Below are 15,468 nucleotides of genomic sequence, written 5' to 3' on the forward strand. Positions count from 1 at the left end.
CCGATTGAATCATCTTTTTATGCCGCGATCGCTTAGATCGATCGTCTCGCTGGCTGCATTTTCACTTCTTCCTTTTTTGGCTCTGGCGCAATCAGAGTCATCGCAGGAGAATGTCCCCGCCATAACTTCAAAGACAGATGGGATCGAAGTTACCAAGGTCGGAAAAGACGTTTCACCGCCAGTCTTGATTCATTCGTCAGAACCGAAACTACCCAAAGAGGCTCGGAAGGCAAAACTTGGCGGGCAGGTGACTCTGAAATGCTATGTCGAACCGGACGGGACAACAAGCAACGTTCATATCACTGATAGCAAGATTCAAGGAGCCAATGGCCCCGCAGATGAATCGATAGTGAAAAAACTTGAGGATAGTGCCATTGATGCTGTGAAGAGCTACAGGCTCAAGCCCGCCATGAAAAACGGTCAGCCGGTACGTGTCGAACTCAATATCGTAGTCAATTTTAAAGCTGGCTAATTTTTCGGCTCACCCGCCCATCTCCGGGTGCTCCATCCATCGCAGTCTCACCGCGATGGGTGGGAATGTAAAATTTTCGCCCCACCTACTTTAAAAAACCCAAGCTCCACGCATCGCGAGCATCAAACCAATATGCTCGTATCAGGAGAAAAAATGATCCAACTAGCAGACGCCCGTCGCATCATCGCCGCAGCCGAAAAGAAAGCCGCCGAAATCGGCCAGCCCATGAACATCGCCGTAGCCGACGCCGGCGGCAACCTCATCGCCCACGTCCGTATGGACAACGCCTGGCTCGGTTCCGTCGACATCTCCATCAAAAAGGCCTGGACCTCCCGCGCCTTCGACATTGCCACCAAAGACCTCGCCGATCACAGCCAATCCGGCAATCAGTTTTTCGGAATCCACGCCTCCAACGACGGCAAAGTCATGATCTTCGCCGGCGGCATCCCCCTCAAACAGGACGGCAAAGTTGTAGGCGCAATCGGTGTCAGCGGCGGCTCAGGCGCACAGGATCACGCAGTCGCAGAAGCCGGCGCCGCCGCACTCTAAACCTCCCAATTGGTCAGAAAATTCGAAAAGGTAGTGCGGCAATCGCGCTACCTTTTCTTTGCATCGAACTCACTGCGTCATCACCAAAAGCGAAGTTTTAAACCCAGCACAAGCAATGAGGTTTCAAATGGCTGAAAACACCGGAGTAGTTTTCCTCGGACGAAATAAGGTTGAAGTCCAGTCCATCGATTTCCCGAAGATGCAGAATCCCGCAGGCAAAAAGATCAATCACGGCGTCATCCTGAAAGTTGTCTCCACCAACATCTGCGGTTCCGACCAGCACATGGTTCGCGGGCGCACCACCGCCCCCACCGGCATGGTCCTCGGCCACGAGATTACCGGCGAGATCATCGAGGCCGGCTCCGACGTCGAATACCTCAAGTCCGGCGATCTCGTCACCGTTCCCTTCAACGTGGCCTGCGGACGCTGCATCACCTGCCGCGAGCAGCAGACCGGCGTCTGCCTCAACGTCAACCCCGGCCGCGCCGGCGGAGCCTACGGATACGTCGACATGGGCGGATGGGTCGGTGGCCAGGCCGAGTACGTTCTCGTCCCCTACGCCGACTTCAACCTCATCAAATTCCCCGACAAGCAGCAGGCCATGGCGAAGATCAAAGACCTCACCATGCTCTCCGACATTCTGCCCACCGGCTTCCACGGTGCAGTCACAGCGGGCGTCGGCGTCGGTTCCATCGTCTACGTCGCCGGTGCAGGGCCAGTCGGCCTCGCCGCTGCCGCATCTGCCCAGATCCTCGGTGCCGCAGTCGTCATGATCGGCGACATGATCCCCGAACGACTCAAGCACGCCGAAAGCGTCGGCTTCACTCCAATCGACCTCACAAAGAGCGATAACCTCGGCGAACTCATCGCCGCAGTCGTCGGCAAACCAGAGGTCGACGCTGCAATTGATGCCGTTGGCTTCGAAGCACGCGCGCAGGGCAAGGACGGTCAGGAAGCCCCCGCAACTGTCCTCAACTCCCTCATGTCCATCGTTCGCGCCGCAGGCGGCATTGGCATCCCCGGCCTCTATGTCACAGAAGATCCCGGAGCCGCAGACGATGCAGGCAAAACCGGGAACCTTAAGATGCGCTTCGGCCTCGGCTGGGCCAAGTCACACCGCTTCTACACAGGCCAGACGCCAGTGCTGAAGCACAACCGTCAACTCATGCAGGCAATTCTGCACGACCGCCTGCCCATCGCAAAGATCGTCGGCGCAACAGTCATTCCTCTTAGCCAGGCAGCCGACGGATACAAAGCCTTCGACTCCGGCGCAGCGAAGAAGTTCGTCCTCGATCCCCACGGCCTTCTCGCATAACGAACCGCACTCAAACAAACAACGAGGCCGGGTGCCCCATCTCTCGATTCTGAGATGTGGGCATTCGCGCCACGCGCGAACCGTTCTCGCTCGCGCACCACCAAGCTTCGGGTGCCCCATCCCTCGCAGTCTCACCGCGATGGATGGAAATGTAAATTTCTCTCCGCCCTCACCAGACGCAAAAAAACGGAGACGCCCCGCCGGCCCGCGGGGCATCACCGTCTCGTTACTGCTCTGCTAAGACATCATTTCGAAAAAATCGAATTACCCGGTGTCGTCTCTTCGTTCGAGTGAATCCTGTTTTGAGCGCGTTTGGCACTCTCCATCGCAACATGATCCAACTTCTGCTCATCGGTCTTACCGACCTCTGTTGCGGTGCTGTCTGCTTCAATAGCTTCGTGGGAAGGACGTGCACCCGTCTTCGAAGAATTCATACCCTGTGCCATACATCACCTCTCACTAGACAGATGGCATCGCCCAGCCGCAGGTTGCTCCTGCGCCCAAGCCCATAGAACATCAAAAAAAACAAAAAAACTTCAGAAAATGTGGCGCATTTTTCATCGCTCAAAAATGTGGTGCAACAACACCACGTTAGCCACACAGTTCACCACACTCACACCACAAAAACACCACAACGAATCACCCACTTTTTCAAAATCCCCCACAAAACTCACGCTCCACCACGCACAAAAAAAATAAGAAGACACACCGCCAAATCATAAGCAGACTGAAACCATCCACTTGCTACAATCGGCTAATCCGTGACCGAAAGAGTGGCGACCCAACATGCACAAACGCGGCATCTTCGTCTCTGCCCTGCTCATCCTCACCCTTCACGCCCCAGCACAGACAAAATCCCAAACAAAAACAATGACTGATCCACAAGCCGTCCACCAATCCGCCATCGTCATCGACACCCACGCCGACACCCCCCAACGATTCGTCGATGAACACTGGGATTTCACCGATCCCCTCAACGGCGGCATGCTCAACTACTCGAGCGCCAAGCAAGGAAATCTCGACGCACAGTTCTTCTCCATCTGGGTCGACCCCAACCAATACCCCGCCAACGCCAGCGCTCACCGCACTCTCGCGCTCATCGACGGCACCCTCGAGCAAGTCCGCAAACACCCTGACAAACTCGCCCTCTGCGTCTCCGCCGACGACATCGTCGCCACCCACGCACAAGGAAAGTTCGCTGTCCTCATGGGCATCGAAGGTGGCCACTCCATTGAAAATGATCTCGGCCTCCTACGCGACTACTACCGTCTCGGCGTCCGCTACATGACCCTCACCTGGTCCAACACCAACAACTGGGCCGACTCCTCCGGCGACATCGACGACGAAAAAGTCCAACACCACAATGGCCTCACACCCTTCGGCAAACAAATCGTAGCCGAAATGAACCGCCTCGGCATGATGGTCGACATCTCCCACGTCTCCGACAAAACCTTCTGGGATGTCATCGCCACCACGCGCACGCCCGTCATCGCGTCCCACTCCTCAGCTCGAGCTCTCACCCACGCCGCACGCAACATGACCGACGAGATGCTCCTCGCCATGAAGAAGAACAACGGCGTCGTCATGGTCAACTTCTTCCCCGCATTCATCGATGAGAACTGGCGCAAAGCCTGGGCCGCACAGGAACCCGAACGCAAGCAAGCCCAAAAGGCCCTCGAAGCTGAGTACAGCGCCAAAGGCTTACCAGTCCCCTACACTGCCTCCGACAAGATCGACCGCGAGTTCGCCGCAAAGATCGGCCGCGCGCCATTCAACTCGCTCATCGATCACTTCGACCACGTCATCAAGATCGCTGGCATCGATCACGTCGGCATCGGCACTGACTTCGACGGAATCCCTGTCCCACCTGCGGGCATCGACTCCGCCGCCGACCTTCCCAAAGTCACTGCTGCCCTCATGGCTCGCGGCTACACCGCCGACGACCTGCACAAACTACTCGGAGGCAACCTCCTCCGCGTCTTCCGCGAAGTGCAGGCTGCCTCCGATCACAATCCATAATCGCAACAGCTAAACCTTCTCCGCAATCAGATTGATCTTGTGAATCTTCGGAGCCTCGGAGAACAGCGTCTCAGCATTCGCCATCAGCGCCTTCGCAATCTCACCATTCAAATGCGCATCGCGTCCCGCCTCGTCGTTGAAAGTGTCAAACACTCCAAAGATTCCGCCTTTGTCTTCCTTGAATCCATACCAGTGCACGGTCCCAGCCTCAGCCTTCGCCATCTCTGCACCTTGCTTCAGGAAAGCTTCCACATCCGCCTCTTTACCGGGTTTAGCTTTCAGCTCTGCATACAGCGCAAACTTCGCCATTTCGTAATTCCCTCCAGCCAGTGAGATGCGCGAAGTCTGTTTTGGATACGAAGCTTTCCTTCCTTCCAAACGAAATGACAGAAATAAGACCGCTCCGAGAAGATGGAGAGACAGAAAAGTCCCCAATTCACTCAAATTCTCTTCATCGATGTCACCCAAAAACGCATCTTTATCAGAGCGCCGTGCAAGGCAGGAACATTGCTCCCACCGCCCGTCTGCGTTAACCTGTTTGTTGGAGCTACAAACCGCATGATGCTTCGCACTCTCGCACTCTCCCTGGCACTCGCCGTCTCCGTCCAGGCACAGTCAACCCCAACACAGTCGACACCACCGCCTCCAGCCGACGCCCTCCCAGACGCTCCGAGTACCACCAGCAACGTCAAAGCGCCCGTCGTCCCCACCGGCCCCACCGCGGTCATCGATACCACCATGGGCCGCCTCACCTGCAAGCTTTACGACAAGCAAGCCCCCATCACCGTCGCAAACTTCATCGGTCTCGCCGATGGCAGCAAAGACTGGACCGACCCCAAGACCCTTCAGAAGATGCACCACCAGCCCTTCTACAACGGCACTACCTTCCACCGCGTCATCCCCAACTTCATGATCCAGGGTGGTGACCGCGTCGGCGACGGCACCGGCGACCCCGGCTACTTCTTCCAGGACGAGATCGACCCCTCACTCACCTTCGACCAACCCGGCCTCCTCGCCATGGCCAACGCGGGCCCCGGCCCATCAGGCGGCGGCACCAACGGCTCGCAGTTCTTCATCACTGAGACCGAAGTTCCGCAGCTCAACGGCAAGCACACCATCTTCGGCCAGTGCGACGCCCACACCGCCCTCCTCGTCGCCTCCATCGCACGCGTCGAACGCAACTCCAACGATAAGCCACTCACACCGGTAGTAATCAATCGCGTCACCATCGTGCGCGAAGGCGAACCCATGCCTCCACCACCAGTGACGCCGGCGACACCTGCCACCGCTGCGGTGCCGCCCAAATAATCTTCAGGCCTCCGCGATCTCAACGGAAACGCCTCTCATCTAACAAAGCAATCAACCCGCTACGCAAGGAGATTTCGAAATGCCCAACAAACCTGGCACCTACGCCACATTCAAGACCAGTGAAGGAACCGTCGTCTGTGAACTCTTCGAGAAGGACGCCCCCGAAACCGTAGCCAACTTCATCGGTCTCGCCGAGGGCTCCAAGGAGTGGAACAGCCGCAGCAAGAAGGGCGCTAAGCTCTACGACGGCACCATCTTCCACCGCGTCATCCCCCAGTTCATGATTCAGGGCGGCGATCCTGAAGGCACGGGCATGGGCGGCCCCGGCTACAAGTTCGCCGACGAGACCAAGGGTTCAAAGCACGGCTTCCAGGAGAAGGGCAAGCTCGCCATGGCGAACGCCGGCCCGAACACCAACGGCAGCCAGTTCTTCATCACTGTCGCCGACACCAGTTGGCTCACCGGCAAGCACACCATCTTCGGCGAAGTCGTAGAAGGCTACGACGTAGTCGAGAAGATCTCCAAAGTCAGCAAAGACGGCATGGATCGCCCCAAGACCCCGGTCGTCCTAGAGTCAGTCACCATCGAACGCGTAGCCTAAGCTTCATTCGCAATAAAGAAAAGGCCCGCTCAAATCGAGCGGGCCTTTTCTTTTCATGAACGGCGATCGAGGAATATCTTCAGGCATAAAAGAGGGACTTTAAGCCACCCCAATGACCGTGCAAAGCTCCTTCACCGAATCCGCACTCTTCTGCAGCGCAGCCTGTTCTGCCGGAGTCAGCTTGATCTCAATAATCTGCTCCAGCCCCTTCGCGCCAAGCTTACAAGGCACGCCAACATACAAGCCCGAGATGCCATACTCCCCTTGCAGATAAGCGGCGCAAGGAAGAATCTTCTTCTTATCCTTCAGAATCGCCTCAACCATCTCAACCGCAGCAGCACTCGGAGCATAGTAAGCCGACCCAGTCTTCAGGTGCTTCACAATCTCCGCGCCACCATTGGCCGTACGCGTCTCCAGTTCCTTCAACCGATCAGGCGCGATCAACTCCGTAATAGGAATTCCCGCAACCGTCGAGTAGCGCGACAAAGGCACCATCGTGTCGCCATGTCCACCCAGCACAAACGCGGTCACGTTCTCGACCGACACCTTCAACTCCTCAGCAATAAACGTGCGGAACCGCGCCGAGTCCAGCACTCCAGCCATCCCGATCACACGCTCACGCGGCAACCCGGCATGCTTGAACGCCGTCTGTGCCATCGCATCCAGCGGATTCGACACCACGATGATGATCGTATTCGGCGATGCCTTGACCACCTCACCCACAACCTTCGACATAATCCCATGATTCGTCGTCAGCAAGTCATCACGGCTCATCCCAGGCTTACGCGCAATCCCCGCCGTAATCACAACCACATCGGAGTTCGCCGTATCCTCGTAATCATTGGTTCCAATGATGCTGCAATCGCGCTTCTCAATCGGCATCGCCTGCAACAGATCAAGCGCCTTGCCCTGCGGCACACCTTCGACAACATCGAGCAGCACCACATCAGCCAATTCCTTCGCCGCAATCCAGTGCGCAGCCGTAGCTCCCACATTCCCCGAACCAACAATCGTTACTTTCTTCCGCATCTTTTCTCCTTCACGAGTCGCTAAATCTCTTCTCTATTCTAGAGTCCCTACAGAACCAATACGTTCAATATCGCCCAGGACGAGCGAATACCGCACTAAAGTTCAACTAAAGAAAAATGGGAACAGCCATCTCGAAACGGACCGTCCCCACCTTCGACTACATATTCTCAATCATGCGTGTAGCAAACTCGCTCGTCTTTGCCTTCGTCGCGCCCTGCATCCCACGCTCGAAGTCGTACGTCACGAACTTCTGCCCAATCGTCTTCTCCATCGAGCTCTCGATCAGCCGCGCCGCTTCAGTCCAACCCAGAAAATCAAACAACATCACACCTGAAAGAATGACCGACCCAGGATTGATCACATCCTTGTCTGCATACTTCGGAGCTGTACCATGCGTCGCCTCAAACACGGCATATCCATCGCCGATATTCCCACCCGGCGCAATTCCCAACCCGCCGACCTGAGCCGCCGCTGCATCCGAAATGTAATCACCATTCAGATTCGTCGTCGCCAAAACGCTGTAGTCCTCAGGCCGCAAAATAATCTGCTGAAAGATCGAATCCGCGATCCGGTCATTCACCAGAATTTTGCTCTTCCACTTCCCTCCGCCGTGCGAACTTCCAATCGAAGCGATCACCTGCTTCACTTCGGCAATAACTTCCTCACCAAACTCCTTCGCGGCAAACTCAATCCCGGGTTCAATCAACGCTGCGTTCTCTTCCGCAGTCAGCTTCGGATTCGCCTCAATATTCCCAAGAATCCAGCTCTCCCGCTCCGTCACCGTCTGCTCGCGGAACTCCTGCGAAGCAACCTCATATCCCCACTCGCGAAACGCTCCCTCGGTGAACTTCTGAATATTTCCCTTGTGCACCAGCGTCACCGTCTTGCGCTTGTTATCGAGCGCATACTGAATCGCCGCGCGAACCAACCGCTTCGATCCGGTAATCGAAATCGGCTTCACCCCCACACCGGAGTCCAGCCGAATCTTTTTCTTCGTTCCCTTCAGCATGTCATCGTTAACAAACGCGATGAACTTGTCAGCCTCAGGTGTACCCTGCCGAAACTCGATCCCGGCATAAATATCCTCCGTATTCTCACGGAAGATCACCACATTCAACTTCTCCGGCGCCTTCACAGGGCTCGGCACGCCAGCGTAGTACTTCACCGGCCTCACACACTGATAAAGATCCATCAACTGCCGCAACGCGACGTTCAGCGAACGAATTCCACCACCCACCGGTGTCGTCAGCGGGCCTTTGATCGACACGCGAAAGTCCACCGTGGCCTTCACCGTATCATCCGGCAACCAGTTCTTCGTCTGGCGATAGGCCTTCTCCCCCGCCAGCACCTCATACCACGCCACCGAACGCTTGCCCCCATAAGCCTTCGCCACCGCTGCATCGAACACTCGCTGCGAAGCCTTCCAGATATCCCGTCCCGTTCCATCTCCTTCGATAAACGGAATAATCGGATGATCAGGAACCTTAAATTTTCCGTTGTTGTACTCGATCGCCTGCCCATTCGCCGGCACTGGAATCCCGTTGTAGCTCGTTTGCATCGTCATCGTCTCCGCAGAAGAATCGAAGACCGAGGCTACCATTCGCGCAACATGGCTTGCAAACGGTATGCGGCACAAGAGTTCGTTTATCGAACAAGGTAATAATCGACCGTGGAAACCACGCGCACTTTCTTCATGATGCTCGCGTCCGCATCTCCTCCACCGCCCCCCTCATCTGGAGCCGCCCCACTGCCCGCAAGTGAGATCGAAAACACTCCCTGGTTCGCCGAACGAATCGACCCCACCTGGCTGCCCGAGTCCGCCGCAAACCGGTCTGCCGAAGCCCGCGCATTCCGAGTCGCCTCGGTAATCATGTCCGGCTTCAGCGCATTCAACCCCGTAAATTCGTACCGAATCCCACCCTGCTGCCCATTCGCGCCACCCACAACGATCCCCGCCTGCACCAGGTCCGCCGTCTTCTGCCCTGCCTTCGAAATCTTGTCCACATCCTTCGACTGCACCGTCACCGTCTGCTCCACGATGTATCGCGGCCCCGTGTTGTTCCCGCCATACTCATTCGCCAGCTTGTCGGTCACTTTGATCTGCCCCACGGTGATCTCTCCAGGCGCAATCCCCTGCCCAGCAAAAAACTTCAGCACGGCCGTCTTATCCGCTTCACTTTTGGCAAACACCTGCGGCAGGTCATTTCCTGCCTCTTTGAAGCTCACCGGCCAGGTCGCCATATCGGACTTCACGGTCCTCTCCACCAGACCCTTCACCGTCACATACCGGTCCGCCAGCCTGATGTCCTTAATCTCCGACCCCAGGATCCATCCACCCGCCACCAATCCAACCAGCAAACAAACTCCAACAACCGCCGCAGGAGCAAACAACGAAGATCGTTCCGTCTCCAAGTGAACCCTCCTCCGCACAACAGCAGCAGAATGCAGCAAGCCAAACGCCGTGTCAATCGGTATGAGCCTGTGCACCGCTGCAACTCGAGACTCCTGCAGACGAGTTCTCTGTCACAAACCGGATAGTACCGCTGGCGCACCTTCGTTACGCTCAATCCATATTCATCAACGGAGACAGTAATGCACGAAATCATCCACCCTTCAATCCTCTACTTCGGAACACCTGTCGTTGTCGTCAGCATATCAACGAAGACGGCTCACCCAACCTCTCTCCCATATCTTCAGCGTGGTGGTTAGGTTGGAATGCTGTACTCGGCTTCGGCGCACACTCGAAGACCCCGCAGAACCTTCAGCGCACCCGCCAATGCGTCCTCAATCTCCCATCGGTCGACCAGGTAGCTCACGTCGACAGGCTCGCTCTCCTCACGGGCTCCAATCCCGTGCCACCGCACAAAATCCAAAAGGGCTACGTCTACCATCGCGACAAGTTTGCCGCCTCCGGATTCACCCCGCTTCGATCCGAATTGGTCGCCCCGCCACGTATCGCAGAGTGCCCGATTCAACTCGAGGCAGAATTAACCGAAAGTCATCCTCTGGCGACCCAGGAGTCTCCCGGCCGCCTCATCGCGCTCGAAGTAAAGATCCTTCGTGTCCACATCGAACCCGAACTAAGACTCGAAGGCGAAACCAACCACGTCGACCCCGAAAAATGGCGCCCTCTCATCATGAGCTTTTGCCGCTTCTTCGGCCTCGGCGACGAGGTGCATCCTTCCCGGCTCGCAACAATCCCGGAATCCGCCTACCGCCCCGCCCGCGTCGCAGCCATGCTCGAAGCCGGTATGTAAGCTGTTCGTCTCGACACGTCAGCAGACGTTCACCAGCCGAAGATTAAGAGATCACCGCACTTGCGCTTGTCGGGTGAAACCCGTTGTCTGATAGATACCTGCGCACTTACCTCCAGCTACTCCAACGAAATCGGCATCGATAGTTCCTTCAACCGCGTCTATCAACGTTCCTTGTAGTTCAAGCGTCGAGCCATCGTCCATCGTGAAGTTCGCGAGGACCAAATCTCCTTCGACCGCACTCAGAGGCATTACACCTGTCGTGCCCGATTTAAAACAAGAAGACCCTGCTACCTGAACGCTACCCTCGAGCAAAATATCACTCGGCGTAGACAATCCGGTGGCCGGGTTGATCACGGTCCCACTTTGCTTCAAAGTCGCTTGAATCGTAATGGGCTTTCCCTTTGGAATCCCAGCCGTGACAATCTGCGCTGTACCGTCATAGATTCCGTTGATCAGAGGAAAAGCCGTCGCCGCAATCAGCCCCGACGAGCTTCCCGAACAGACACCGAACGGTAGCGTGTAAGACATGTTGTAAGTGCCAGACCACTCCCCGCTACCGGGCTGGGGAGCTTTTCCTTGAATCGATAGCGAACCAGGATCGCCAGCAGCCGTCTGAAGCGTGAATCTTCCACCATCCTCAACCGTCCCCGTGGCCGAAACACCGAACGACGCCGATGAGACCACAATCCCCGACTGATCGGCGACGTCACATGGCCAATCAACATACCCGTACGCGGAGATGTTGTTCCCGATCACATCAAAGGTCATCGCAAGCCGTACGTTGGTGACCGGCGTAAGCGGCAACTCAGTTGTCGGCATCGGCCCAACAAGCAACCAGTTTCCTGCTAGATTCGCTTGAGGCGGACTCCCTGCACCGCAACCAGTCAGCAGTAACAATCCAAATACCGCAAGAGAAAACAGGGCCCGAACGTTCATATCGATACGAACTCTAGCACGCACCACATCCCATGCCCATCAAAAAGAAAAGCCGATGATCTCTCATCGGCTTTCGCTGGAATTTGTAATTCCGTTAGAAGTTATTCCAGAGCAGCTGATTATAAACATCGTGATGGAACTGCACCTCAGGCGCCTTCACAATCGTCCCCAGCAACCGCGCACAGCGATCCGCCGAAGCCTGTTTCAGATCCGCATAGCGGCCCTTCACATCCTCACCCAGCAATGTAGTCGTCCACTCCGCGCCACGGAAGTTCTCCAACGCCGTGTAGACATTGTCTGGCAGATAACGCTCGGCCTGCCGCAGGTTTTTGATCCTCGAAGTCTCGCCATGCAATCCGCTCTTGAAGATCGAATACAGAACCAGGTAAGGATTCGCATCCGGCCCAACCGACCGAACCTCCACGCGCGCCGACTTCTCATTGCCAATCGGAATCCGCACCATCGATCCACGATCAGTAGCCGAAGCCTTGATCTGGTTCGGCGCCTCGAAGTGAGGATCAAGCCGGCGATAAGCATTCACACTCGCATTCAGGAGCAGGCAAATATCGTTGCCATGCGTCAGAATGCGATCCGTAAACTGCCACGCCAACTTCGAGATCTTCTCCTCGCCCTTCGGATCCCAGAAAAGATTTTTCCCGCCCTTCGTAATCGAGACATTGGTGTGCATGCCGCTGCCGTTCACGCCAACAACCGGCTTCGGCAGAAAGCTCGCGGTCATTCCCATCTGTGTCGCCACCTGTCGACAGATCAGCTTGTAAAGCTGAATCTGGTCCGCAGCGGCCACAACCTCACCATAGGTGTAGTTGATCTCGAACTGCGAGGGCGCAACCTCGGGATGGTCCTTCTCATTCTCGAAGCCCATCGCGCGCTGCACTTCAGCGGTCGTGTCGATAAACTCACGCAGCGGATCGCCTGGCAGCGAGTGATAGTACCCACCTTTATTCACATACTCGAAGCTACCCGTCTCGTGATAACTCCGTTCCGCATCGATCCCCTCAAACAGGAACCCTTCAATCTCATTCGCCGCGTTCAGCGTGTAGCCCTGCTTATCGAACAGCTCCTGCGAAAACGACTTCAGCACTCCCCGAATATCCGCGCTGTACGTCGTGCCGTTCTTATCGATCACCTCGCCGAATACCATCACCTTGCCTGCGCCAAACACATCCGCCGGCACCCAGTAAAACGCGCTCCAGTCGATTCCAAGCCGCAGATCGCTCTCCCGCTGCGCCGTAAATCCACGAATCGACGAACCATCAAACGTCAGGTTGTCGTAGCTCTTCACCAGGAACTTCTTGTCGTAGTCCAGCATGTGCAGGCGGCCTTCAAGATCGCTGAAAAGAACCGTCACAGCCTTGATCCGCTTCTCATCGGTCAGGTACTTCAGCCGCTCCTCCCGAATCACATCAGCCGCAACTCGATTCCTCCGCTGCTCCTTCGCCGCCAGGTTCAGGTCCTCGAGTTCGCCATAGGAAAGCTCCAGAAAATCACGAAATTCGCTCAAAATAACACTCCTTCTGCAATGAGATACACGTCTTGCTGCAACTACTGGGAAAGATGTTTTTAGGTGATTGGAAGAGGGCGTGCCTGACCGTGATCTGACCGCTCTACACCTCAAAACTAACAGAAAATTCATCGACAAAAAAGCTGCAATCGCGAAAAGCCAAAGGAAAGCCTCCGTATCTCGCCACCTTGAATCACCGAGCCCGGTGACAACGTCTAATTACTTGTCAGTCCGACCTCTCAACCAAAGGACACTCATGCAATACAAGACTCTCGGCGACACCGGCCTTCTCGTCTCCACGCTTTGTTTCGGCACAATGACCTTCCACGGCGGCACCGGCCTCTTCCGCGCCATCGGTACCGTCGACCAGACCGGAGCCGACGCGCTCATCAAAGCCTCCATCGACGCCGGCATCAATTTCTTCGACACCGCCGACGTCTACTCCGAAGGCGAGAGCGAAAAAGCCCTCGGCCAATCCCTCAAAACTCTCAACATCTCGCGCAGCACTGTAGTTATCGCCACCAAAGCCTTCGGCCGCACCGGCCCCGGTCGCAACGACGTCGGCGCCTCCCGTGGCCACATCATGGACGCCGTCGACGCCAGCCTCCGCCGCCTTCAGACCGACCACATCGATCTCTATCAGATCCACGGCAACGACTCCATCACCCCCATAGAAGAGACCCTCCGCGCACTCGACACCCTCGTCCAGCAAGGAAAAGTCCGCTACATCGGAGTCTCCAACTGGCAGGCCTGGAAGATCGCCAAGGCCCTCGGCATCTCCCAGTTCAAAAACCTCGCCCGCTTCGACACCCTCCAGGCCTACTACTCCATCGCCGGCCGCGACCTAGAGCGCGATCTCGTCCCCCTGCTCAAAGCCGAAAAAACCGGCCTCCTAGTCTGGAGCCCACTCGCGGGCGGTCTTCTCTCCGGCAAATTCTCCCGCGAAAATCAGCGCCCCGAGGGCTCCCGCCGCTCCGAGTTCGACTTCCCCATCGTCGACAAAGAGCGCACCTGGCGCATCCTCGACGTCATGGCCCCCATCGCCAAAGCCCACAACTGCAGCCCCGCCCGAATCTCTCTCGCGTGGCTGTTAGCGAAGCCCGTAGTCACCTCAATCATCATCGGAGCAAAGCGCCTCGACCAGCTCGAAGACAACCTCGCCGCCGTCGATCTCAAGCTCACCGCCGACGAACTAAAGCAGCTCGACGAAGTCAGCGCCCTGCCACCCGAGTACCCCGGCTGGATGCTTCCCTTCCAAAGCTCCAATCGCCTCGAGCCGATAGCCCGCACCGTTCCGGTCACACCCGGCAAATCATAACTCCGCAGCAGGACACCGCCCCACGAAAGGTCGTGTCCTGCCGCCCACATTAACGTTCCGCAAATAAGCAAGGCACCCGCAGCCCGACGAGGCTCACAAACGCCTATAAACTTGAACAGGATCATCATGACGACAACGAACAGCAAGACCACCACCAACAAACGCATCGGCCTCATCCAGATGTCCTGCGTCCCCGATACCGCAGCCAACCTCGACAAAGCCGCCGACCGTGTCCGCGAAGCCGCCCGCGCCGGAGCCAACGTCATCTGCCTCCCCGAGCTCTTCCGCGCCCAATACTTCTGCCAGCGCGAAGAGCACGCCCTCTTCGACACCGCCGAGTCCATCCCCGGCCCCTCCACCGAGCGCCTCAGCGCCATCGCGAAGGAAGAAAAAGTAGTCGTCATCGCCAGCCTCTTCGAGCGCCGCGCCCCCGGCCTCTATCACAACACCGCTGCCATCCTCGAAACCGACGGCAGCATCAAGGGCATCTACCGCAAGATGCACATCCCCGACGACCCCCTCTACTACGAGAAGTTCTACTTCACCCCCGGCGACCTCGGCTTCAAAGCCATGAAGACCACTCAGGGAGACATCGGCACGCTCGTCTGCTGGGACCAGTGGTATCCAGAAGCCGCCCGCGAGACCGCCCTCCGCGGCGCCAACACGCTCTTCTACCCCACCGCCATCGGCTGGCACCCCTCTGAGAAAGCCGAATACGGCGACGCTCAATACTCCGCCTGGCAGACCACGCAGCGCGCCCATGCAATATCCAACGGCGTCTTTGTCGGCGCAGTCAACCGCGTAGGCCACGAGCACGGCGACGTCATCCACAACGGTGTCGAGATGCGCGGCCCCGGCGACCACACGCCCAAATCCGGCCTCGAATTCTGGGGTGGCAGCTTCATCGCCGACCCGTTCGGTCGCGTCATCGCGCAAGCCAGCCACGACAAAGAAGAGATCCTCATCGCCGAGATCGACCTCAAGCTCCAGGAAGACACTCGCCGCAACTGGCCCTTTCTCCGCGACCGCCGCATCGACGCCTACAACGGCATCACCAGCCGCTTCATCGACTAGAGCCCCGTCCCGGTCTTAGCCGTGAACGCGCGGGAATATCTAGCCGCCAGAAGTGTTTATCTATCAGG

Annotated in this window: 16 protein-coding genes; 9 read left to right on the top strand and 7 right to left on the bottom strand. The window is 57.1% G+C overall.

Annotated elements, in window-relative coordinates:
• Nucleotides 1-4 precede the first annotated feature (4 nt).
• From RBB77_RS16985 to fdhA, 3 genes are all read left to right on the top strand, one after another.
• Nucleotides 5-472, top strand: a complete 468-nt coding sequence (locus RBB77_RS16985; protein WP_353062926.1) for an energy transducer TonB — start codon at nt 5-7, stop codon at nt 470-472.
• A gap of 153 nt (nt 473-625) precedes the next feature.
• Nucleotides 626-1,021: a GlcG/HbpS family heme-binding protein gene (locus tag RBB77_RS16990; protein ID WP_353062927.1), complete on the top strand. Its 396-nt coding sequence runs from the start codon at nt 626-628 to the stop codon at nt 1,019-1,021.
• A gap of 127 nt (nt 1,022-1,148) precedes the next feature.
• Nucleotides 1,149-2,336, top strand: a complete 1,188-nt coding sequence (fdhA, locus tag RBB77_RS16995) for a formaldehyde dehydrogenase, glutathione-independent (RefSeq protein WP_353062928.1) — start codon at nt 1,149-1,151, stop codon at nt 2,334-2,336.
• Between the two features lie 245 nt (nt 2,337-2,581).
• Here the strand turns inward: fdhA and RBB77_RS17000 are convergent, their stop codons facing one another.
• Nucleotides 2,582-2,782, bottom strand: a complete 201-nt coding sequence (locus RBB77_RS17000; RefSeq protein ID WP_353062929.1) for a hypothetical protein — start codon at nt 2,780-2,782, stop codon at nt 2,582-2,584.
• 340 nt (nt 2,783-3,122) lie between these two features.
• Between RBB77_RS17000 and RBB77_RS17005 the strand changes: the two genes are divergently transcribed.
• The gene (locus tag RBB77_RS17005; RefSeq protein ID WP_353062930.1) at nt 3,123-4,355 is read left to right on the top strand and encodes a dipeptidase; all 1,233 of its coding nucleotides are present in this window, start codon (nt 3,123-3,125) and stop codon (nt 4,353-4,355) included.
• A gap of 9 nt (nt 4,356-4,364) precedes the next feature.
• On the opposite strand, the gene RBB77_RS17010 is transcribed toward RBB77_RS17005, so the two are convergent.
• A complete protein-coding gene (locus RBB77_RS17010; protein WP_183975238.1) occupies nt 4,365-4,664 on the bottom strand; it encodes a putative quinol monooxygenase in 300 nt (99 codons plus the stop codon).
• A gap of 249 nt (nt 4,665-4,913) precedes the next feature.
• Here RBB77_RS17010 and RBB77_RS17015 point away from each other — a divergent pair, with 249 nt between their 5' ends.
• Nucleotides 4,914-5,663, top strand: coding sequence for a peptidylprolyl isomerase (locus tag RBB77_RS17015; protein ID WP_353062931.1), 750 nt, complete (start codon nt 4,914-4,916; stop codon nt 5,661-5,663).
• A gap of 79 nt (nt 5,664-5,742) precedes the next feature.
• Nucleotides 5,743-6,264 carry a peptidylprolyl isomerase gene (locus RBB77_RS17020; RefSeq protein WP_353062932.1) on the top strand — a complete coding sequence of 174 codons (522 nt, stop codon included), beginning with the start codon at nt 5,743-5,745 and terminating at the stop codon, nt 6,262-6,264.
• Nucleotides 6,265-6,363: 99 nt separating this feature from the next.
• Here RBB77_RS17020 and mdh read toward each other — a convergent pair whose 3' ends face one another.
• The 3 genes from mdh to RBB77_RS17035 form a co-directional block, all read right to left on the bottom strand.
• The gene (mdh, locus tag RBB77_RS17025) at nt 6,364-7,293 is read right to left on the bottom strand and encodes a malate dehydrogenase (RefSeq protein WP_353062933.1); all 930 of its coding nucleotides are present in this window, start codon (nt 7,291-7,293) and stop codon (nt 6,364-6,366) included.
• A gap of 157 nt (nt 7,294-7,450) precedes the next feature.
• Nucleotides 7,451-8,851, bottom strand: coding sequence for an NADP-dependent isocitrate dehydrogenase (locus RBB77_RS17030; protein ID WP_353067652.1), 1,401 nt, complete (start codon nt 8,849-8,851; stop codon nt 7,451-7,453).
• An 86-nt stretch (nt 8,852-8,937) separates the two neighbouring features.
• The gene (locus RBB77_RS17035; RefSeq protein WP_353062934.1) at nt 8,938-9,705 is read right to left on the bottom strand and encodes an SIMPL domain-containing protein; all 768 of its coding nucleotides are present in this window, start codon (nt 9,703-9,705) and stop codon (nt 8,938-8,940) included.
• A 275-nt stretch (nt 9,706-9,980) separates the two neighbouring features.
• Between RBB77_RS17035 and RBB77_RS17040 the strand changes: the two genes are divergently transcribed.
• Complete coding sequence (locus RBB77_RS17040) at nt 9,981-10,550, top strand: flavin reductase family protein (RefSeq protein ID WP_353067653.1); 570 nt, start codon at nt 9,981-9,983, stop codon at nt 10,548-10,550.
• Between the two features lie 51 nt (nt 10,551-10,601).
• Here the strand turns inward: RBB77_RS17040 and RBB77_RS17045 are convergent, their stop codons facing one another.
• Together RBB77_RS17045 and RBB77_RS17050 are read right to left on the bottom strand one after the other, a co-directional pair.
• On the bottom strand, nt 10,602-11,486 hold the full coding sequence (locus RBB77_RS17045) for a hypothetical protein (protein WP_353062935.1): 885 nt from the start codon (nt 11,484-11,486) through the stop codon (nt 10,602-10,604).
• 94 nt (nt 11,487-11,580) lie between these two features.
• Nucleotides 11,581-13,011 carry a glutamine synthetase family protein gene (locus RBB77_RS17050; RefSeq protein ID WP_353067654.1) on the bottom strand — a complete coding sequence of 477 codons (1,431 nt, stop codon included), beginning with the start codon at nt 13,009-13,011 and terminating at the stop codon, nt 11,581-11,583.
• 253 nt (nt 13,012-13,264) lie between these two features.
• On the opposite strand from RBB77_RS17050, the gene RBB77_RS17055 reads away from it, so the two are divergent.
• Entirely contained in the window at nt 13,265-14,326 is a 1,062-nt protein-coding gene (locus RBB77_RS17055) for an aldo/keto reductase (protein ID WP_353062936.1), read from the top strand.
• A gap of 126 nt (nt 14,327-14,452) precedes the next feature.
• On the top strand, nt 14,453-15,400 hold the full coding sequence (locus tag RBB77_RS17060) for a carbon-nitrogen hydrolase (protein WP_353062937.1): 948 nt from the start codon (nt 14,453-14,455) through the stop codon (nt 15,398-15,400).
• The last annotated feature ends 68 nt before the right edge of the window (nt 15,401-15,468 follow it).

It is taken from the genome of Tunturibacter psychrotolerans (assembly GCF_040359615.1).
Lineage (GTDB): Bacteria > Acidobacteriota > Terriglobia > Terriglobales > Acidobacteriaceae > Edaphobacter > Edaphobacter psychrotolerans.

Bases quoted from the DNA above. Each gene is read 5' to 3' on its own strand.
- RBB77_RS16990 (WP_353062927.1), top strand. From the start codon at position 626: ATGATCCAACTAGCAGACGCCCGTCGCATCATCGCCGCAGCCGAAAAG.
- fdhA (WP_353062928.1), top strand. From the start codon at position 1,149: ATGGCTGAAAACACCGGAGTAGTTTTCCTCGGACGAAATAAGGTTGAA.
- RBB77_RS17000 (WP_353062929.1), bottom strand. From the start codon at position 2,782: ATGGCACAGGGTATGAATTCTTCGAAGACGGGTGCACGTCCTTCCCAC.
- RBB77_RS17005 (WP_353062930.1), top strand. From the start codon at position 3,123: ATGCACAAACGCGGCATCTTCGTCTCTGCCCTGCTCATCCTCACCCTT.
- RBB77_RS17010 (WP_183975238.1), bottom strand. From the start codon at position 4,664: ATGGCGAAGTTTGCGCTGTATGCAGAGCTGAAAGCTAAACCCGGTAAA.
- RBB77_RS17015 (WP_353062931.1), top strand. From the start codon at position 4,914: ATGATGCTTCGCACTCTCGCACTCTCCCTGGCACTCGCCGTCTCCGTC.
- RBB77_RS17020 (WP_353062932.1), top strand. From the start codon at position 5,743: ATGCCCAACAAACCTGGCACCTACGCCACATTCAAGACCAGTGAAGGA.
- mdh (WP_353062933.1), bottom strand. From the start codon at position 7,293: ATGCGGAAGAAAGTAACGATTGTTGGTTCGGGGAATGTGGGAGCTACG.
- RBB77_RS17030 (WP_353067652.1), bottom strand. From the start codon at position 8,851: ATGCAAACGAGCTACAACGGGATTCCAGTGCCGGCGAATGGGCAGGCG.
- RBB77_RS17045 (WP_353062935.1), bottom strand. From the start codon at position 11,486: ATGAACGTTCGGGCCCTGTTTTCTCTTGCGGTATTTGGATTGTTACTG.
- RBB77_RS17055 (WP_353062936.1), top strand. From the start codon at position 13,265: ATGCAATACAAGACTCTCGGCGACACCGGCCTTCTCGTCTCCACGCTT.
- RBB77_RS17060 (WP_353062937.1), top strand. From the start codon at position 14,453: ATGACGACAACGAACAGCAAGACCACCACCAACAAACGCATCGGCCTC.